The organism is Planomicrobium stackebrandtii, from assembly GCF_030814955.1.
GTDB classification, from domain to species: domain Bacteria; phylum Bacillota; class Bacilli; order Bacillales_A; family Planococcaceae; genus Planococcus; species Planococcus stackebrandtii.
Genome location: NZ_JAUSWB010000005.1, coordinates 244,969 through 265,381, shown reverse-complemented (window position 1 = coordinate 265,381; position 20,413 = coordinate 244,969). Strand labels below are relative to the sequence as shown.

Annotated in this window: 18 protein-coding genes and 1 pseudogene; 5 read left to right on the top strand and 14 right to left on the bottom strand. The window is 45.9% G+C overall.

What is annotated here, in order from left to right; genetic code table 11:
* Positions 1-73 precede the first annotated feature (73 nt).
* From QOZ98_RS11025 to QOZ98_RS11010, 4 genes are all read right to left on the bottom strand, one after another.
* Entirely contained in the window at positions 74-2,389 is a 2,316-nt protein-coding gene (locus QOZ98_RS11025; RefSeq protein WP_308787495.1) for an MMPL family transporter, read from the bottom strand.
* A 26-nt stretch (positions 2,390-2,415) separates the two neighbouring features.
* Positions 2,416-3,027, bottom strand: a complete 612-nt coding sequence (locus tag QOZ98_RS11020; protein WP_308787494.1) for a TetR/AcrR family transcriptional regulator — start codon at positions 3,025-3,027, stop codon at positions 2,416-2,418.
* Positions 3,028-3,567: 540 nt separating this feature from the next.
* Positions 3,568-3,822 carry a hypothetical protein gene (locus QOZ98_RS11015; RefSeq protein ID WP_142828585.1) on the bottom strand — a complete coding sequence of 85 codons (255 nt, stop codon included), beginning with the start codon at positions 3,820-3,822 and terminating at the stop codon, positions 3,568-3,570.
* Between the two features lie 23 nt (positions 3,823-3,845).
* On the bottom strand, positions 3,846-4,739 hold the full coding sequence (locus tag QOZ98_RS11010) for an acyl-ACP desaturase (RefSeq protein ID WP_308787493.1): 894 nt from the start codon (positions 4,737-4,739) through the stop codon (positions 3,846-3,848).
* Positions 4,740-4,951: 212 nt separating this feature from the next.
* Here QOZ98_RS11010 and QOZ98_RS11005 point away from each other — a divergent pair, with 212 nt between their 5' ends.
* A complete protein-coding gene (locus QOZ98_RS11005) occupies positions 4,952-5,515 on the top strand; it encodes a GNAT family N-acetyltransferase (RefSeq protein WP_308787492.1) in 564 nt (187 codons plus the stop codon).
* Between the two features lie 57 nt (positions 5,516-5,572).
* Positions 5,573-5,857, top strand: a pseudogene (locus QOZ98_RS11000) (cyanophycinase); the annotation flags it as partial.
* Positions 5,858-6,308: 451 nt separating this feature from the next.
* Here QOZ98_RS11000 and QOZ98_RS10995 read toward each other — a convergent pair.
* On the bottom strand, positions 6,309-7,394 hold the full coding sequence (locus QOZ98_RS10995) for a fatty acid desaturase family protein (protein WP_308787491.1): 1,086 nt from the start codon (positions 7,392-7,394) through the stop codon (positions 6,309-6,311).
* Between the two features lie 466 nt (positions 7,395-7,860).
* Here QOZ98_RS10995 and QOZ98_RS10990 point away from each other — a divergent pair, with 466 nt between their 5' ends.
* Entirely contained in the window at positions 7,861-8,112 is a 252-nt protein-coding gene (locus QOZ98_RS10990; RefSeq protein ID WP_308787490.1) for a hypothetical protein, read from the top strand.
* A gap of 176 nt (positions 8,113-8,288) precedes the next feature.
* On the opposite strand, the gene QOZ98_RS10985 is transcribed toward QOZ98_RS10990, so the two are convergent.
* On the bottom strand, positions 8,289-9,362 hold the full coding sequence (locus QOZ98_RS10985) for an aldo/keto reductase (protein WP_308787489.1): 1,074 nt from the start codon (positions 9,360-9,362) through the stop codon (positions 8,289-8,291).
* A 395-nt stretch (positions 9,363-9,757) separates the two neighbouring features.
* Between QOZ98_RS10985 and abc-f the strand changes: the two genes are divergently transcribed.
* Positions 9,758-11,392 carry a ribosomal protection-like ABC-F family protein gene (abc-f, locus tag QOZ98_RS10980; protein ID WP_308787488.1) on the top strand — a complete coding sequence of 545 codons (1,635 nt, stop codon included), beginning with the start codon at positions 9,758-9,760 and terminating at the stop codon, positions 11,390-11,392.
* A gap of 500 nt (positions 11,393-11,892) precedes the next feature.
* Here the strand turns inward: abc-f and QOZ98_RS10975 are convergent, their stop codons facing one another.
* The 7 genes from QOZ98_RS10975 to QOZ98_RS10945 form a co-directional block, all read right to left on the bottom strand.
* Complete coding sequence (locus QOZ98_RS10975) at positions 11,893-13,116, bottom strand: ABC transporter permease (protein WP_308787487.1); 1,224 nt, start codon at positions 13,114-13,116, stop codon at positions 11,893-11,895.
* Positions 13,109-14,041 carry an ABC transporter ATP-binding protein gene (locus tag QOZ98_RS10970; RefSeq protein WP_308787486.1) on the bottom strand — a complete coding sequence of 311 codons (933 nt, stop codon included), beginning with the start codon at positions 14,039-14,041 and terminating at the stop codon, positions 13,109-13,111. Before QOZ98_RS10970 ends, QOZ98_RS10975 begins: the two co-directional genes overlap by 8 nt.
* Before the next feature lie 31 nt (positions 14,042-14,072).
* Entirely contained in the window at positions 14,073-14,918 is an 846-nt protein-coding gene (locus QOZ98_RS10965; RefSeq protein WP_308787485.1) for an ABC transporter ATP-binding protein, read from the bottom strand.
* Between the two features lie 3 nt (positions 14,919-14,921).
* Positions 14,922-15,311 (bottom strand): GntR family transcriptional regulator, encoded by a 390-nt coding sequence (locus tag QOZ98_RS10960; protein ID WP_308787484.1) that lies wholly within the window; start codon positions 15,309-15,311, stop codon positions 14,922-14,924.
* 15 nt (positions 15,312-15,326) lie between these two features.
* Entirely contained in the window at positions 15,327-16,049 is a 723-nt protein-coding gene (locus QOZ98_RS10955) for a hypothetical protein (RefSeq protein ID WP_308787483.1), read from the bottom strand.
* Between the two features lie 183 nt (positions 16,050-16,232).
* Positions 16,233-16,562 (bottom strand): TIGR04104 family putative zinc finger protein, encoded by a 330-nt coding sequence (locus QOZ98_RS10950; RefSeq protein WP_308787482.1) that lies wholly within the window; start codon positions 16,560-16,562, stop codon positions 16,233-16,235.
* A 15-nt stretch (positions 16,563-16,577) separates the two neighbouring features.
* Entirely contained in the window at positions 16,578-16,847 is a 270-nt protein-coding gene (locus QOZ98_RS10945) for a hypothetical protein (protein WP_308787481.1), read from the bottom strand.
* A gap of 168 nt (positions 16,848-17,015) precedes the next feature.
* On the opposite strand from QOZ98_RS10945, the gene QOZ98_RS10940 reads away from it, so the two are divergent.
* The gene (locus tag QOZ98_RS10940) at positions 17,016-17,834 is read left to right on the top strand and encodes an aldo/keto reductase (protein ID WP_308787480.1); all 819 of its coding nucleotides are present in this window, start codon (positions 17,016-17,018) and stop codon (positions 17,832-17,834) included.
* A 283-nt stretch (positions 17,835-18,117) separates the two neighbouring features.
* Here QOZ98_RS10940 and QOZ98_RS10935 read toward each other — a convergent pair whose 3' ends face one another.
* On the bottom strand, positions 18,118-20,106 hold the full coding sequence (locus tag QOZ98_RS10935) for a glycosyl hydrolase 53 family protein (RefSeq protein WP_308787479.1): 1,989 nt from the start codon (positions 20,104-20,106) through the stop codon (positions 18,118-18,120).
* Positions 20,107-20,413 lie beyond the last annotated feature (307 nt).

Sequence of the window (20,413 nt, the reverse complement as noted above, 5' to 3'; positions counted from 1 at the left end):
GAAAAATTGATTTTAAAAGAATTACAAGGCAAAACAAAAGCTGCCGGGAGTTTCCCGGCAGCTTAAAGTATGATCATACAGGATTTTCTTCTGCATTTTTCACTTTCACTTTTTCTTCCTTATCCAGTTCCTGCAGGAGTTTTTCTCCTTCGATGTCCAAATCCGGCAGAAGCTTATCAAGCCATTTCGGCAGCCACCAGATTTTGTCACCGAACATCGACATGACCGCTGGCACGAAGATCATCCGGATCAGGAAGGCATCCACAAGAATCCCGAATGCCAAGGCAAAGCCGATCTGCTTGATCATGATGTCGTCCGTGAAGATAAAGCCGGAGAACACCGAGACCATGATCAACGCTGCAGCGACGACCACTTTGCTCGCGGTCTTATACCCATTCACAATGGCACGATCGCCTTTTTGTCCGTGAATATAAGCTTCGCGCATGGAAGAAACAAGAAATACCTGGTAATCCATTGCGAGACCATATAAGATCCCCGTCACCAGTATCGGAATAAAGCTCAACAAGGGACCGCCTGTATCAATTCCGAACACAGAACCGAACCAGCCCCACTGGAACACGGCTGTAGTTGCACCAAATGTGGCCATGATGCTCAGCAGGAAGCCGACAGTCGCTTTGATCGGTATGATGATTGAGCGGAACACAACAAGCAGGATGAGAAGCGACAGGATGACGATGATTCCGATGTAGATTGGGAATACTTCAGCTAATTTCTCTGAGATGTCGATATTGACCGCAGTCAAGCCGGTCACGCCAACTTCAAGCTGTGTGCCTTCGACAGTTGCCGCGTCTGACCGCAAGCTTTCCACCAACTCTTTTGTCGTATCATCTGTCGGTCCGCTTGCTGGAATGATTGAAACGATGGCGATGGTTCCGTCTTCGTTAAAGCCGCCCGGGGACACTTCAGAAATGCCGTCAAGCTGAGCGATATTCGTCAGCAGCTGAACGTATTCCTCTGGATCGACTGGACCCGCATCTTCATTTTCTGCAACGAGCAGCAACGGTCCGTTATAGCCTTCGCCAAAGCTGTCAGATATAATGTCGTAGCTTTGTCTGACAGCCGTATCTTCGTTGGCACTAGCACCGGATGGCATGCCAAGATTCATCTGCAGTACCGGAACCGAAAGAGTGCCAAGAACTGCAATGACGAGCAGAACCGCGACCCATTTGGCTTTGAGGATGCCGGCGATCCAGCTATGCGCAAAGCTTGGTTTAGAGTCTGTTTTTGCCTGTTCTTTCTGTCTTGTCTTAACGGAAACGATTCGTTCACCGATCAGCCCAAGCAATGCGGGCAGAAGGGTCAGTGCGACGAGCAAGTCGATCAGGACAGTCAGCGAAGCGACGATCGCCATGCTGCTCAGGAAAGAAATACCGATGACAAGCAAGCCGCTGAGTGCGATGATGACGGTCAGAGCGGCAAAAAATACCGCACTGCCTGCTGTACCCAGTGCACGGGCTGCCGCTTCTTTTGCGGACAGCTTTTGATCGATGATCAGCTTGCGCTGTCTGTTGACAATGAATAACGCGTAATCAATTCCGACTGCCAGACCAATCATCAAACCCAGGACCGGTGTCAGACTATTGATCTCAAAAAAGCTGGATACGGCGAACGTGCCGCCGACACCTACGCCGACGCCGATCAATGCCACAACAAGCGGCAAACCGGCCGCAATGAGCGAACCGAGCGTGACAACGAGGATCACACCGGCAATTGCCAGTCCAATAATTTCATGCGTGCCGCCGATCGGGATGTCCACCCCTTGCAGTGTGCCTGTCGGGATGACTTCCATCGATGTGTCATCTTCCACGGTAGACGCAGCCGCTGACAATTCAGCGCGCTCATCTTCCGTCAGGTCTTCCGCCTGTTTTGTCATCTGGAATTGGAATAAAGCGACGGTGCCATCTTCAGAAATTTGAACGCCTGGAACCGGCATTTCCTGAACCACGAAAGGCCGGTGGGTGACTGTTGGCGTCTGCAGCTGGCTCAACATTGCCTGCATTTCCTCCATCTGGGCCATCGCTTCCCCGTCCTGCAGCATATCCATCGGATTCACCACATAATCCAACTCATAAATTTCGTTCACGGCCAGTGCGAGAGCTCCCGCATTTGCCGCTTCATCAATCGTTTCCCCTTCCGGAACCTCAAAAATATAACTTCCCTGACCGCCCGAAGCAACCGGGAAATCTTCCGCCAACTGATCCAGAACATCCTGGGCAGCGGTTCCATCAATTCTCGTTTCACTGCTTGTGTTCACACCATTTGTGACGATGGCAGTAATGATGACTCCTAAAATAAGCAGCCAGCTGGCAATGAAAATCCAGGGCTTGCTGTATGCCGTTTTTCCGATGCTGTAAAAAAACTTTGACACGTTTGCAACTCCGTTCTCTATTTTCTTTAATTGAAGCCTTTTCGTAAATGAGCAAAGACAATATCGACATACTTGTTAAACTCATTGTCTGTCCCATGTTGTTCCCCATCTTCCGGCAATTTCACATCGATGCTTTCATCAAGAACCGGCAAAACCGCACCGAACACAGCGCCGATCAGAATATGGTAATACTCTTCCGGATAATCGCTGCCAAACTCCTCACTGATGCCGCGTCTGGCAAAATCCTGTACTTCCTTTAGCGCACCGGTTACATACAACTTAAGTGTAGGATGATTCCGGGACAGGGAAATGAGCCAGTTGAGCCGCTTTAGTTTATTAATCGTAAAGCTGCCCCGAATATACATTTCGATGGTGCTCAGAGGCGTATAATCCTTCGCAGAAAATGAAAATTGGTCGTCTTGCTCCAAGTAATCATTCATCGTCAAAGAATTGGCGATCGCTTCTTCCTTGCATGAAAAATAATTGGCAAACGTCCGGCGCGAATAGCCGGCCTTTGTGACTATATCTTCCACTACAAAACCATCCACTCCCCGCTCCACTGCCAAATCGAAGGCAGCCTCAGCCAAAGCCTGGCGGGTCGCTGTTTTTTTCTTATCCCGTAAACTGCTGTCTGACATTTTGTCACCTCATTTTCGATACTTTTATGTTATAACATAAAAAGTGCACAAAGGGCAAACTTTCTCTTTGTGCACTTTTATAGAAAATTGTATAAGTTTCATTCAGTCGAAAAATCGTACCGTTGTGTCAAGCACAATTAAAGTAAACAGGTTGGAGGGCACAAGTGTCTCTATGTTATGGCTGTGGTCAACTTATTTAAAATTCACCATTCCTCCTCCCTATTTCTTTTCAAAATCATTGTTATCCAAGTGTACGTGTGGATCCTTCTCAATATTTTAGAACGTAAAAAGCCACCCTCCAAAGAAGATGGCTTTCCTTTTTCCGACTCCTGTATCCTCGGTTTCTCATATATAATGAAGCAATTATTTATTCTTGCCGTGTTAATATCATTGGAACCTAGTTGGATTTTTTCACCAAACCAAATTTCATCTATTTCACTAAAGTGATGCATCTTTCATACAGTACGTACTTGTCATACTGTTTTAAGAGATTCAATTTATTGCTCATATGCTTTAGGCTCAATAACTATAGTTGAGTAATTAATTTTCGATTTCAAGAATAGCTTCGATTTCTTCTTGGATCTCTTTATTCACCAAAAGAGAACGTTTTTTTCTCAATTCAAGATCCATTTCTTTGTCAATGAACTTATTCGTATGTTTGTCAAAACAATTAAAACAAATAGAGTAAAAGTCTTTTTTCTCATTCTCTAAAAAATTAAATTCCCATGTTTCAATTTCCAAATAACTTACTTTATCTTTCGTTTCTTTTCCACATAATTCACAAGTTGTTTTCATTATAAAAGAACCCTTTCATCCATCTACCTTTTATTTTTTTCCTGGCGATCTTTAATTCTTTTTAGTCGCCCGTGATATTTCATTATATTTGCTTGTGATTGTTTGGCCTCTTCGCTAGTAGGTTGCAAGTTGGCAATATCCCAGTATTTAATAACGACATCTAATACTTGGTCAAAGTATTGGAGTGGTCCATAATTCGTATCTATTGCAATGGTTTTCATTCTATCGGTAAAGTCTGGCATAACGGCACCTGGCATAGAGAAATTAATAATTACCTTCTCAAAATAAACAATGAAATTCGGATCAAGTTCAAGATGGGCTTTCACTGTGTCGCGATAGAATGCATAATGAAGTGCTTCGTCTTTCGCTACACGTCGAAGTAATGTTGCTAAATCTTTGTCGTGAAGACCCGCTACCTTAGCTACATTATTATAAAAAACCAGTGTAGCTAACTCTTGCAAAGTAGTATAAGCCATGGTTGCTAGAGGATTAGTGAAATCTGGAAACCAGCCACTTTCAACTACTCGTTTTCTTAATTCATGCAATCTTGCGGGATTTACGTTTCGTGTCACCAATAAATACGTTTCAAGTACGTTAGAGTGCTGGTCTTCTTCAGCCGTCCAAGTGCGTACGAAATCATTTATTACTTCCATTGAATTTTTAAATGTATAATCCAAATGTGAAGTATACCAAGGTAAATTTACTTCTGTAAGTAATGCTGTTTCTACGGCAATAATTACACCTTTTGGAAGAGTTACTTGACTCTCCTCCCAAGGAACTCGTTTAAAGGACATGGCCTTGTCCCATGGTATAAATTCGTGATAGCTCCAGTCAATATTTGCAGAGCGTTCCTTATGTAATTGATATAATTCTTTAAGTCGCGGTTCTAAGCGTATATCCAAATCTGAATTTAACATTATCTTTTCTCCTTTAGGTGTTTTTCTAACTTTAAACCATTTGAACTTTTTTAACAATTATAATGGTGATATTCTGGCTGGCTTACTAATTTAACTAAAGATGTGATTAAGAAAGGGTAAACTTCAATTAACGGACCCTTTTTGAACGATTGCTGCCTCCCTCGCTTGAGCCGTAAAGGGAAATTAAATGGAATGAAGGGCGTGTTAGTGGAATGGTCGATCTAGGTAATAAACCCCTATTAGCAGGAGATAAAGTTATTCTTAGACCGTTTAAAAATGAAGATTTTCCTTTTATAGAGGAATGTTTAAAGGACCCGGAAGTATTAAAATTGACGGGAAGCAGTTCGGATTTTAATCGGGAAGCAACACTCCATTGGTACAATACAAGAAATAAACAAACTGATCGCTTGGATCTTGCGATTATTGACCAATCCAAGGGCTTCTTAGTAGGAGAAGTCGTAATCAATGCATACGATGAAAAAAATCATAGCATGAATTTCAGAATTCTCATTGGACCGAGAGGACGAAATCAAGGATTAGGAACGGAAGCAACTCGACTCATCATTGATTATGTATTTAAAAAGACGACACTCGCTCAATTAACTTTAAGTGTTTTCGACTTTAATCCACGGGCACATTATGTTTACGAAAAGGTTGGCTTTGTACAATCGAGCATTGATAAAAACGATTGGGAGTTCGAAGGCAACTGGATTGACTCTATTAATATGAAGTTAACACGAGAGAATTGGCTCAACAGAAGAAAAAATGGGCATTGAACAAAAAGGGGCAACGCAGTAAATTACTGTTGTTTATAATTTGTTACGGAGGTATTTATGAACACTCACTACTATTTAGGTTGGTTTAACAATTTTTTTCCTGAGCATCTGAGTGAAGTGTTGCGGGAGGATATAACAGATAGAAAATCGCTCATTATGATTAGCTCAAATCCATTAGATGATGAAGTAGATGGTGCAGCTGAGCGCTCGTGGCTTAATCATGCTGGCATCTTATTTGATGACTATCATTTAATCAATTATGGCGTTCAAAAAGAAGATGCTCACACCTTGATTCAAAACGCTTCCGTCATTTTCTTACTCGGTGGCGATACAATTAAACAAAAGGTTTGAATTTCCATTAGCATAAACTTATCTTTGCAATCGAAAAAAACGCACCATCCCTAGAACTGTTTCCATCCCAGAATTGATGCGTTTTCTTCATCCGTTACTATATTAAACTTTTAATACCCTATTCTTCTTCCAAAACGATCAGGTCGTAGCTTCTGATGGTAGCGTCTGTTTCAAAGGCGACTGAGACATCGACCTGCTCATTGTCCAGCGATCGCTGCGTCAGCCCTAGCTTATTTGGGAATGCATAAAAATCCGATTATACTAAGATATTTACTAAAGTGGTTATTCATATTTAGAGCTCCACCTCCCGATTTCAGAAGACACTGCCAGGTTTAGCTGGCGCCGCAAAGGAAGTCAGCCCGTTATTTTAAAAAAAGAATCACAAAAGGGCTGTCCCCAAAAGTCATTTTTCATGACCTTTGAGGACAGCCCCTTCAGAACTTTAAGCTTGTTTTATTCCCTCTCTACTACCGCTGCCATTCATCGGCCGCGGCTTAATTGCTTCTGGATTCAGACCATTCCCGAGCGATCCATAGGCCAAACCTGCCTGAGGATCGATTAAGTCTTTCCCATTGTAGTAGACTCTGGGAGTTTTCCATAATGCTTTTAAAGCACTCGACATGGGCATCTCGTGATAGCGAGTTGGCCAGTTATCCTTTATGTGTTCTTTGACCAAAGGATAATACTTCGAGCTCATACTCGGAAAGATGTGATGTTCGGTGTGATAGGAAAAGTTAAAATGCAATACGTCAACCCACCGCGGAACCGTCACCGATAAGGTATTGGCCAGTGGATCATTTACCGGAACGAGTGGATTCAACCGGTGATTAGTCGAAATGTATCCCATGACAATTGCATTCGCAATTAAATGTGGGATCAAAAATATAAACAGCCAGTTTGTTATTCCCACAAAGAAAATCAGCCCTATCCAGGAAACCCACGGCAATAAAAACTGGAACCAGACTGCCCTGCGTTTTTCAGGCTGAAACTCCTTAATGTAAGCGAAAAATATTTTAGTCGAGTGCAGTGTGAATGTAAAACACAAAGCGAAAAACTCCAGAGATGCACGGACTGAAAACGGCAATCGGTAGATCAGTTTCAGCGCAGGCTTTTTGTCTAAGTCTTCTTTTGACAACCACGTATCGGGATCTTTCTCTTCATGCTGCGTATGAACATGGTGGGTCACGTTATGCCATTTGCGCCATAGCAGCGGCCCCGTTAGAAGAGGGAAAAAGAAAACAGCTCCCAGGAAATTGCGCAATCCGGCTCCTTTCACTACCGTTCCGTGTAGGATTTCATGCCCCAGGAATCCCATTGCGGCAAAACTCGCTCCGATTACAAATGAGATGGCGATGTTCGCAAGAAAGGGTAAATCATATAGGCCAATCGCCAACATTCCTGCGATTGTAATAAGTAGATAGGCGAGTCCGCCAAGTAAACGGCCCGGAACCCGGTTAAATGCTTTTTTGGGCAGATGCGGCGATACTTTAGACGCGTACCAGCCAAATGAGTGAAACTCTTTATTCATGTTATTTCCTCCAATTGATATGCAATTACTTCTTCTTTTCATACGATCAGGTACAACCAAAAAACTGGGACAGTAGGGTTTAAATAGATAATCACACTTGCAGACGTCTTTTATATGTTCAAGGGGACAGCCTTTTATGTACGATTAGATGTTCAAGATCTTATAAAAGTTTTAAACGCTGCTTCGAGCGCCTTTAATTTGTAGCCTCCTAAATTCCTCTTCTAAAGCCACAAGCACTGGTTGCAAGAATTCTACTATGCTCTACTGTATAGGTTAACTCCACAAATTCATAATATTTATATGATCTTTTCTTTACTTTTTTATCTTTCTTCTCAATAAACCGAATATAATCAGCCGTTTTTAGAGGTTGAAGTTTAATGAGTCAGGGTAGAAGAGAAATACAAGCACCCATAGAAGAAAATAGAATCATTCAAGAAATTAAAGCTAAACTTGAGGAGGAAACAGAATGGAACAGAGATTAGCAGTCACTAATGATATACTGTTTTTCGCTTTTAGATATGCATTAGGCAGCAGTTCAGATGCCTCTGTACTGGTAATTGGCACCATCAAAGAAAATATCAGCAGTGTAAAAGAGTTCGATTTGAGAAAATACATCCGTGAAATATACGAGTGCAGAAATTCAGGCATAATCACAGATGAGGCAACTTGGCTTGATTTTGCAGATTATCTTCAGGACGAATTGAGGAGCAGGGAGTAATAAAAGATCTGCCTGGATCGTCTTAGGAGTCAATCAGTAAGCTGAAAGCTGCTTAGTTGAATTAGTGATTTTCCCCTGTAGTTTCTTTTTCTTCAGAACAAGCCTTAAAAAGACAAAAACGCACCCATCCCAAGAGCCACCTAAGCTCAGGATAGGTGCCTTTTCTTAATCTTTTTTTATTCCTCTATCCCCATCGACTTCTTATACCCTTCCAAATACGTCTTCTCAGACGGACTGCTCATGTCAAACGAGCTCATGGTGCGGTGCCAGTTCGGATAAATCGGCACCGGACGCGCAGTGGATTCGATCAGGTCGTGCTCGTCTTGCGTCAGCTTGATTTCAAAAGACGCGATGTTTTCTTTCAGCTGCTCCTCGTTGCGGGCTGCGATGACGATTGGTCCGACGTTCGGACGGTCACGGACCCATGCATAGGCGATTTGCGGTACCGAAGCGTTATGGTTGGCTGCGACCTCTTCCAAGGCGTCGATGACCTGGTACAGCCGCTCCTGGTCCTGCACCCAAGGCTCTGGCCATCCGGCGCCTTGGCGTGTGTTCTCAGGCGCTTGTTTGTTGCGGCCGATCTTGCCGTTCAAGAGCCCTTCGCCTAGCGGACTCCAGATCATCGAACCGATGCCGAGCTCGCTGCCGGCCGGAAGCAGTTCGTATTCCGCTTCCCGTGCTTCGGGTGTGTAGTAGATTTGCTGCGTGATCGGCGGGATGTTGCCGGACTGTTCCGCGACCGTAAACGTTCTGGCCAAGGCCCAGCCGCTGTAGTTCGATACGCCCCAATGGCGAATCTTGCCGGACTTCACGAGGCTGGTCATCGCTTCCACCGTTTCCTCGACCGGCGTCTGCCCGTCCCACAAGTGGACAAAATAGACATCGAGATAGTCTGTGCCGAGTCGCTCGAGCGACCCTTCAATGGACGTCAGGATGTTGCTTCGTGAAGCTCCTCTAGCGTTAGGGTTATTTTCGTCTATGTGAAAGCCAGTTTTCGATGTCAGCAACAGTTCGTCGCGCCGTCCTTTAATGGCTGCGCCTAAAACGCGCTCCGCATCCCCTTTTGAATACAGATTGGCGGTATCGAACATATTGATGCCAGCTTCCAGCGACATGTCGACCATCCGGCGCGCCAGCTTTTCATCGATGTTGCCCGCTGCTTCAAAACCGTTTGTTCCACTGAAAGGGACCGTCCCGAGTATGTACTTCGGAACACGCAAACCTGAGTTTCCTAAATATATATATTCCATAATTGCCTCCTCGTTTAGATGCATTGTTTTTTATATTGGACAATACTTGGTTACCCTTTGGCTGCAAGGGCAAAACGGATGCTTTCCTATATTTTTGAAAGCTGACTCCCGAAGTCTTCGTGTTTTCTGCTGTAAACGGCGTAAATCCTGTGCTATACTGGCCTTATCAAACGACAGAAAGGCTGATGGGTGGACGATGCGTAACTAATCTTGTTTTAGCGGCTGAAATTTATAATTTCAACTCATGCAAAATAGGATTAGTCTGCCCACATCTTGATAAACTGTCGAGCCATTGTAAGCTAATGGCTTGTTTCGATCGGGCACCATACGGCTAATCCTTCCAAATTTATTTGGGAGGATTTTTTAGTTCTCCCTGAACCGAAGGGATTGATTGGATGAAAGAACTACTGAAATTGCAAGATGTCCGCTTTGAATTGATGGACACGGTGATTTTCGAAAAGGTCAACGCAAGCGTTCAGCAAGGCGAGGTCATCGGCATCATCGGCAAAAACGGAGCCGGTAAGTCAACCTTGCTTCGGCTGATTGCTGGTGAATTGGAGCCATCAACAGGCGACATCCACTGGCTCCAGCCGAACATCGACACCGTATTTGTGGAACAAGAAACGGAAACGCACTCGTTCAGCGAAGTCACGGCTTCCGAAAGCGCGCTGCTGAAAAAATGGCACGTGCCGGAACATGACTTCCCGCTTCTCAGCGGAGGGGAAAAACTGAAAGCCCGGCTTTCTGCTGGTTTGTCCCGGAATGCCCAACTGCTGTTGCTGGACGAGCCGACCAACCATTTGGACAGCGATAGCATCAGGCTGTTGCTGGCGCAAATCCGCAAGTATCCGGGCACCATCATTATGGTGTCGCATAACCGCCACTTTCTGGATGCAGTTGCAACGAAAATCTGGTCGCTCGAAAACCATAAACTGATCGAACACATCGGCAATTACACCAGCTATACGGAAGCCCGGCAGCAGAAACGGTTGACCCAGCAGCGCGAATACGACAAGCAGCAAAAGATGGTGGAGCGCATCGAATCGCAGATGGACGTGCTCACTTCCTGGTCGCATAAAGCCCATGACGAATCGACCACGCAGGAAGGCTATAAAGAACATTACCGGATGAAAGCCAAACGCATGGACAAGCAGGTCAAATCCAAGCAGAAGCGGCTGGAAAAAGAGTTGGACAAGATCCACGCAGAAGCGCCCGAACCTGAATACGAAGTCAGCTTCTCGATGAACGCCACGCATAAAACCGGCAAGCATTTTCTCGAAGTGAGAGATCTGTCGAAAGCGTTCGGCGGCAAACTGCTGTTTAAAAAAGTGAATTTCGTTATTTTGCACGGGGAAAAAGTCGCCATTGAAGGCGCAAACGGCAGCGGCAAGACGACCTTATTGAAAATCCTGCTCGGGCAGGAACCTGCGGAGGGTAGTGTTTGGCTGTCCCCTTCTGCGAGCATCGGCTACTTGACGCAGGAAGTGTTTGACTTGCCGCTCGAGAAAACGCCGGGTGAGCTGTTTTACAAAGAGACGTTCATAGCGCGCGGCAAAGTCCAGAACTTGATGAAGCATCTCGGCTTTACGGCCGCGCAGTGGAAAGAACCGATCGGCGCCATGAGCATGGGTGAACGCATCAAGTGCAAGTTGATGGTCTATATTCTGGAGGAACGGGACGCGCTGATTCTGGACGAGCCGACCAACCACCTCGACTTGCCGTCGCGTAAGCAGCTCGAGGAGACGCTTGCGCAGTATACGGGCACGATGCTGGTCGTCTCCCATGATCAGGCTTTTCGGGAAAGAACGACCACCAGCAAGCTGGTCATTGCAGATCACCGCATAGAGAAACAACTCGACGCACCCGCTCCGGAACGGGACGAAAATGAGGAATTGCTGATGCGACTTGAAACGGAACGGCAGGAAGTCCTTGGGAAACTGAGTTTCATGACCGCAAAAGACAAGGATTATGCAGCGCTTGACCAGCGGTTTATTGAACTGACGCAGGAGATTAACAGACTGAAATCCTAAATAGCACCTGAGAGAAAGCCGGGTCTAAGATAGACCATTGCCAATATGTAACGAAAGGGACCTTGGTCAAAAAGACCATCAGCAATCGGAAATTCAGAGAGTTTACTGGAATCGGTCCTCCGTCGATCGCTCCAAAACTGTTTGCTGGCTCGAAGATAACCCATCTAGGCAGTTTTAAAGACCGCCAACTACCTCATGCCGGAAACATTTAGCCCGCGGACAGTATTATGCCGAGTTTGGACTGTATTTCATGAGTTTGGACTGTATTTTTCGCATTTGGAGTGTATTTCACTCAACTTGGACAATAAACTCTATAAATGGAATAAAATAATTCTTCTTTTCAAATAAAATCCAAAAAAGGCTTAGACCCGCAAACTACTTTCAGAGAAAACCGTATACAAAGCAAAACCACTGGAGAAAAATCAATCATTTTTCTCCAGTGGTTTTATTCTAGGGACTTATGGGACAGACCCCTTTTTCAAATGGAAGTATTTATATTTCTAGGCGCGGATCCATTTCCAAATTTCGCCTGGTGTCGCATTTTTGCCATACATCAAAATACCAATCTTAAATATTTTCCCGGCCAGCTTCATGAAGACCCAGACACTAACAATGAGGATTGCCAACCCGATGATGATTTCAATCCACGGCCACTCTTCAAGGAGCGACAAACGGAGAATCAGGATCGCTGGCGAAGTGAACGGAATATACGAACCGACTTGTGCCCAGATGCCGCTTGGGTCATTAAACACCGGTCCGACAAAGATCAACGCTGCAAACGGCAGCATCATGATCATCCCTTGGAAGTTTCCAGCAGTCGAAATGTCTGCCATTGTGGCCCCGATGCCGACGAAAAGAGCGGCAAACAATAAGTAGCCCAATACTGCGATTACCAACATCAATGCCAATTCCGGCACGAATAAATACTCAAGTATCGGCACATCGATTTTCCAGACCAGAACCGGCAGCACCAGCACAATAAAGACGAGCACTTGAATGATGCCGAGCACAAAATACCCGATAATCTTGCCTTGCATCAGCTCACCTGGAGTCAGAGAAGACAAGATAATTTCTGCGATTTTGTCTTTTTTCTCTTGAGATGCACTTTGGAAAATCGCCATGCCTGTAAAGACGATCGACAGCAAGACGGCTGCCGCAAATATGCCCGGTACGATGCGCTCCAGGAAGGCGTCATCCATCCCTGCTTCAGTTTCTGCAGATGCATCGGGCGAAGCTTCTTCAAACACAACACCTTGGGTAATAACGCTTGCTTCCTCAGGCGTCAATCCGAGCTCTTCAATTTGCATCGCCTGCAAAGGAGCCCCCAGCAACTGCACTTCATTTATAAAATCGGGACTGATTTCCTCGCTTTGGTAAACCGGCAAGACGCCTCCGTCAAATGCCCGCTCATCGATAAAGACATACGCACTGTTCTCTTCGGATTCGAGTGCCCCTGCAGCTTCCTCTTCCGAAATATCGGTTGGCTGCAGTTCCCATTCGGCTCCAGCTTGCTGGACTGTCGCTTCCAGATTTTCATAGACGCCCAGCTGGTCGTTGACAAATACCGTTGTCGACACTGCGTCCTCATCAGAGTTATTGAACAGGTCGGGAATGAGGTAAAATGCCAGAAACAGAATAGGCGATATAAACAAACCGATAAGGAATGTTTTGTTTTTCATATTCCGTTTGATTTCCCATTTGGCGACTTTCTTCGTATTACGCATCCAAATTCTCCTCTCTCTTCAAGAGATTTTTATCTGTTGCGATGTCGATGAATATTTCATGGAGGGAAATCCGGTCGATGGATAATTCCTGGACATCCAGCTGCGCAGGCAGATTCTTCAGCCAATTGGCCGGCTGTACGTCTTTGGACAAGTACAGCACCGCCGTTTCTTCGTTTTGCTCGACACGCTCGACTTCAGGCAGGCTTTCCAATAAACTCCGTTCATTCACGCCGTGGATGGTGCATTTGAAATTGGCGTATTGCTTTTTCACGTCATCCAGCGGTCCGTAAATCACTTTTGTGCCGCGGTGGATCAGGAACAGCCGATCGGCCATTTCTTCGACCAGGTTCATTTGGTGAGACGACAGCAAAATCGCCGTGCCGTTTTGCGCCAAGCCGCGGATTTCGTTTTTGAACAATTCCTGGCTGACGGGATCTAGGCCGGAAAAAGGTTCATCAAGGATCAAGAGTTCCGGTTCGTGAAGAATAGCGGCGATAAACTGGACTTTCTGCCCCATGCCTTTTGACAATTCTTCCACCGACACCTTATCTTTTCCTTCCAAGTCGAATTTTTTTAACAGCTCAAGCGCACGTTCTTTCGCGCGGTCCAGCGGGTAGTCTTTCAGTTCCGCCAAATACAACAGGATGTCCATGACTTTGACGTTTTTATACAAGCCGCGTTCTTCCGGCAAATAGCCGATTTTATTGCGCGGAATATCCTTCTTTCCTTTGTCCCGGAATGTGATGGTCCCTTCATCCGGATACATGATGCCCATGATGTTGCGGATGGTGGTGGATTTCCCGGCTCCGTTTGGTCCGAGCAGCGCCATGATCTCGCCTTTTTTCACTTCAAATGAAATATTCGATACGATTTTTTTGTCTTTGAAAGACTTCCCTAAATTATCTACAGTCAGCATCGTCTCCACTTGCTTTCATCCTTTCTTGTTCAAGATTGGGTTACTTGAGTAACAGATCGATAATTTCTTCTAAATCCAGTGCGGCGTGATCGATTACCGTGATGTTTTGGACCGCAAAATAATGTTCTGCAGCAGCGGGATCTTCAGATACAAGCTGCTGGCGGTCTCGCGACACTTCTCCGGGGACCGAATCACCAGGTACTCCATCGAGCCAGTAGCGCCGGTAGCTTTCCAGCAGCGCTTCTTTTTCGAAATGGCCAATCGCCTTGCCATCTCTCATGACGAAGAGGTAGTCCGCCAGTTTCCGCAAATCATCTGTCTGGTGGCTGGTGATGATGACGGCCCGTTCTTTAGCGTCCATCCAGTCGATCAGCAAATCCATGAAATGCCGTTTGGACGGAATGTCGAGAAATGCCGTCGGCTCGTCAAGAATTAAGACTTCTGTATTTCGCGGCAGCGCCAGTGCCAAGCTCAGCTTTTGCTGCATGCCTTGTGACATTTTGCCGAACCGTTTGTCCAGCGGAATATCAAACAGCCTAACCATCTGCTCGAACAGGGCTTCATCCCACTCTCCATATAAAGAAGAAATCATTTCTTTCAGCGTCGTGCCGGTATAAGCATCCCACCCGATGATCTTTTGAGGTTGAAAGGCAAGCTTCTGTTTCCAGCTTTCGTCCTTGCCCGCTACGGTTTCGCCAAAAACTTCGATCGTTCCCGCATCGGCATTCGCCAAATTCATGACCAGTTTCAGCAAGGTGCTTTTTCCTGAGCCATTGTTGCCGACCAGTCCGGTGATTGTCCCGGGCTCGATTGTCAAACTGATCGGCCCCAGCTGAAAATCGTCCATGTTTTTTTGCAGAGCGTTTATTTCTATCCATGAAGGCATCGCTTATTCTCCTTTCTTGCGCTTTTCCAGAATTGCATGGAAGATCGCTGTCATTTCTTCATCGCTGTAGTCGTAGCTGCGGGCAGTCTCGATGGCCCGTTCAAAGCTTTCAGAAACCGAAGCCGTTTTCACTTCCTGCTTTAATGCGTTTTTTATTTCCGCTACATACGTGCCTTTGCCGTGGGCGGTTTCGATAAAGCCCTGTGCTTCGAGGTCCTGATAGGCGCGACGTATCGTGATGACGCTGATTTCAAGGTCTTTTGACAGGGCCCGGATGGAAGGCAGCGGCGTTCCGGCAGTGAGATGGCCGCCTGCAATCAATGCCTTCAATTGTTTTTCAATCTGATGGTAAATGGGTTCACGCGATTCTTTGGATAAGCGTATCGGCAGCAAGACCAGGCCCCCCTTTCATAAGAAATCCGCTTTTTCAATATCTTTTTTCATGACCCTTTGCCAGTAATTCCATCCCGCATAGATGACCAACAGGGAAACACCGATGGACAGCAGCGGCCAGTTTTGAGCCAGTCCGATTGTCCAGTAAATCAGGCCTTCTTCTGCCAGCCACTGAAAAGCGGCGTAAAAAACGGCAATGCCGAGCACAAGATAAATCATCGATTTGGCCAGTAGTTTCGTTTCGAATGTTCCGCCTGCTTCACTTGCCGCCATGGCAAAGCCCAGTGCGACTGAAACCGCCAGCCAAATGGTGACAAAAGCCGTGTAGCTCAACGGCGTGATCATTTCCCGAAAACCGGGAGACACAACCAACAGCATGACGAGTAACATTAACTGGTACGGAAAAGAATACACACTGTGGATGATGAAGCGGCTTTTGACAATCACCGCTTTTGGAACCGGCAGCTGCTGGAGCATAATGACTGCAGGAACAGCCCATAAATCCCCGTCCATTTTCTGCATCTGGAATATTTTCGGTTTCATCCAGGCCGGAAACATAATGAACAGCAGCAAAAACAATAAATCAAACGCATAAAAGTTGTCTGCCAGGTAATTATCAAATGATGTTAGAAAAATAAAACCGACGATTGTGTAAAAAGCCAACATGAGCAACGAACGCTTCATTCTTGCCTTTAGTTCAAAACCCGCCAGCCAAGCCGCTTGTTTCCATGTGTGCATAGGTGATCACTCCTCTTCTACTGTTACACTGTATATACTCACATACACAGTAACAAATTTGCTTCGAAGTTGTCAATCGTTTCAACAAAAAATTCTGAAAATGATGTTCCAGCTAATCGCTAAAAAGAGCTCTGCCGCAAGTTGGGGGCACTTGCGGCAAAGCTCTTATGATTGCTGGATCGTTTATTTTTTGGGTGCAGCTTCCCGCCTTAACAGCCCAGCTTCATTGTCTTTGGACAGTTTCATAAAGAACGGATACACGAACAGGGCCATTAGAATTAACATCGGCGTAAGCAATAAAATGTCCCATCCATCTAAATCAAAAATCATTGCCGACACAATAATGATAAAAGCTGGAAGGAAACTGTATATTCGTGTTACCTTTCTCGACTTCGCTACAATGTATTGTGTTTGCCCACAGTATGGGCAGTTTGCTTTATTCGTAAGCTTTAAGGTTTTTAAAACAATCCTTTTCCACGTCCATTTTCGTCCGCAGTTTTCACAGCTTGGCATCTTTACACTCCTTCTTTATTTTGAATATCTTGCATTGTCTCTTTTCAGGTAGCGGGTAAAATAAGCACCGGTGATCAACAGTGCCACGGTCAGCGCCATGGAGACTACTCCAAGGAATCCAAGCCAATAGCCTGCTAGGTTGATCACACCGATCAGCAGAAAGCAGATCGAAGTTACCAGGCTTTTGGGATCTGTGTCAGGAGTTTGTTTCACTTTCTTGAATAATTTATTGACTGCAAATCCTATAAAGATGAGGAGCAGTAGGGTTGCAATAGTTGGCCACACGTTCAGCCGCCTCCTTTTATTTCCCTGTTTCTATATTTACGCGTGGGATTGCAGGAAGTTTCTTATTCCGAAGCTTTCGTGGTTTAGAGCATCCTAAACTCTGGACCCCGTTGCCAGAAAAGTCGTACAATAAGGAAGAACCATAAGCAAAGGGGAGGAATTTTTTCTATGGCAAACGACAAGGTTTTCACTTTCCACAACGGGGTTGAAATTCCCGATATCGGATTCGGCACTTGGCAGATTCCGAACGAAGAAGCTTACGCAGCAGTGACGACTGCTTTGGAAAATGACTATACGCATATCGATACAGCGCTGGCCTATCAGAACGAAGAAAACGTCGGCAAAGCGATTCATGACTTCAATATTTCCCGGGAAAAGGTCTTTATCACCAGCAAGCTTCCGGCTCAAATCAAAGGCTATGACGTGACACTTGCAGCTTTTGAAGAAACCATTTCAAATCTTGGTGTTGATTATTTGGATCTTTATTTGATTCATGCGCCGTGGCCTTGGGATGAAATCGGCAAGGATTGCACCGAAGGCAATATCGAATCGTGGAAAGCGATGGAGAAGCTATACAAAGACGGCAAAATCCGCGCAATCGGCGTGTCCAACTTCTCAGAAAAGGATATCCAGGCACTTTTGGATGCCTGTGACATCGTGCCGATGGCCAACCAAATTCCGTTCTATATCGGCCGCGACCAAGCGGGCTTGCTTGAGTTCTGCAAAAAGCATAACATTGTTGTCGAAGCTTATTCGCCGCTGGCAACCGGACAGATCTTGAACAGCCCTGACATCAAAGAAATGGCTGCTAAATATGGCGTAACGCCTGCTCAATTGTGCATCCGTTATTGTCTGGAGCACGGCACATTGCCACTCCCGAAATCAACGAATAAAGAACGCATCATCGAAAATAGCCAACTGGAGTTCACCATTTCTCCAGAAGATGTCCAAAAGCTGGATGCTTTTGAAGACGTTCGCGCTAAATAACAAAAAAACCGCCAATCGGCGGTTTTTTCAATTTTTATATGAAATGTTTCTTGAAAATCTGGTGTTCCATGCCGATTATTCGAGAATCTGCTTGGTTTTTTCCATCTTTTTGGATATACCGTCCAAAATGGGCTAAATACTGTCCGTACTGCGCCAAATACTGTCCAAAACTGCGCGAATACTGTCCAAATACCACCTTTTACTGTCCAAACTCATTTCCCAACAAAATTTGAAGCAGTTTTCCCCCGCGAATCAATGCTGTATTTCCAGATTGGACGTTCAATTATTGATTAGCCGATTCGGCATCTTGTACCCGGAACAAAGAAAAGTCATCCAGACTTCCCCAGGCGCCGCCATCCGCTTTCACGCTTCCGCCAATCGTCACCGTTCCGTCTTCCACAAGGATTCCATCCAGTTCCGGCTGGCTCCAGTTAGCCCACCCGTTTACAGAGATATCCATCGTGTAACGCTCGCCTGCCGTTTCAGCGTAAATGTACATCTCGGAATTCTCGGCGTCTCCGCCCTGCAAAAAGGCAGAAAGCTTATAGTAGCCAGGCTCCAAACCCGTAATGGTTTGCTCAACCTGGAAATCGACTCGGTCTGCTGAGTAGAAATGCAGCGAATAGTTTCCAGATTTGGCATCCGATGCTTTGTTCTGATAGCTCGTGTGAGCAGCCGAACCGTTTCGGTGGGTGATCTCCCATACGCTCTGGTCGCTGCTTTCAAATCCTGGGTTCTTCACGAAGTTTTCTGGAGAGATTTCCAGGTTCGCTTTGACCGTCCGGCCGTCTTCCAGTTCTCCATTGATCACATAACTGCCGGCGCCGCTGTTGACTGCCTGCTGCAATGCTTCTTCATCCCAAGCGACTTGCGCTGAGCCTTCGCTTCTGTCGTTGTAAGTGACAGTCACCATTTGGGGCAACGCAATTGCCTCTCCCGCAACAGCTGAGATGGTGAGATCTTTTACCTCGTCAATTTGCAATGGAGCTGCTGCCCCTGTCTCCAAGTATTTGAAAACATTCAAAGATGGCAACGGACGGCCGTTAAAATCGAACAGGGCCTGATTGTCGACTGCACTGCCGCCGTACCATTCGCCGGCGTCTTCAGGATCGTATTCCGCAGCAAAGCTTGTCGCCCAGCCTGAACCGTATTTTTCCCAAAGCATTTTGCTCTTCTTCAGCTTTTTGTCAGGCGCTACGGGAATCCAAGCCGGTTCCCAGTAAAACACACCGAGTCCCGCGTCGCCTATTTCTGCAACAGCCGCCGCCACATCTCTGACCGCATGTGCTTGCCCTTGAACCGTAATTGGATAGTCTAAGGTTTGGCCGGTGCTTCTCGGTGCGGTATTTTCGTGGCCATCGCCGTCTTCTGCCGTGTAGGCATATGAAGTTTCCGCAACCATGACTTTTTTGCCATACGTATCCGCTACACTCTTGAGGACCGAAGACAAATTCGTTAATGTGCCGTGCCAGAATGGATAATACGAGCTGGCGAAGACATCGTAGTCCACCTTATTGTCTTCAAGTGTTTGCGCGATCGATGCATATCTTCCCGCAGTTTCCGGGTTGGTGAAGTGCAGCGCGACCAAAATTTCCGGATCAAGCTCTCTGACCGCCTGGCTTCCCTCGTTAAACAGCTCGCTCATGTTGTTCCAGTCTCTTTCACCTGCCATGGCGCCGTTTGTTTCGTTTCCGATCTGCACCATGCCGATGTCAACACCTTCATCAATCATCGCTTGCAGGCTGTCTTCGGTAAAATCGTGAAGCGCGGTTTTCTTGTCTTCAAAGCTTAAGTCTGCCCAAGCTTTTGGCGCCTGCTGCTTGGCAGGGTCTGCCCAGAAATCGGAGTAATGGAAATCCACCAGCACCTGCATGCCATTAGCAGTCGCTCGTTTGCCGATTTCAATCGCCTTTTCCACATCGTTGTTGCCTCCGCCATAACCGTTTCCTTCCGAATCATACGGGTCGTTCCAAACGCGCACTCGGACATAATTGACGCCGGATTGCTCTAATGTCTTGAAGATGTCCTGCTTCTTCCCGGCTTCGTTGTAGAACTTTACTCCGCTGTCTTCCAGTGCAAGTATGCTGGACACATCGACGCCTTTAATAAAATCGTCATCAATTCCAGGCACGCGCTCAACGAAAATATCAGTTTGTACCGGTTCGGGTTCTGCGGCCATTGCTAGTGTATTGCTCAAACCTAGAGAACCCATCACCATCACAGCTGCAGATGCAGCCGCAAGTGAAGCTTTCCATTTTCTACTCTTTGTCATCTTCTTTCCACATCCTTTGATTTATTGTCAAAAAGGATTTTGAGAACCCTTTTACAACCAGAACCAGTTGGAATTTGTTAAAAAGCACCCGCTCAACAGAATTTCTATTAAGAGCGGGTGCCATAGACATTTATATAAGGGGTTTTGTAAAACTATATTCTGTATTTCAGTTGTTATCGCAAGACTAATTCCCGAATAATTGGACATACGTTCTATAAAACCCCAAATACGTTCTGTTGCGTGCGAAATACGTTCCAAAGTGGCTCGATTACGTTCCACAGCAGTCTAAATACGTTCCAAAAGGCCT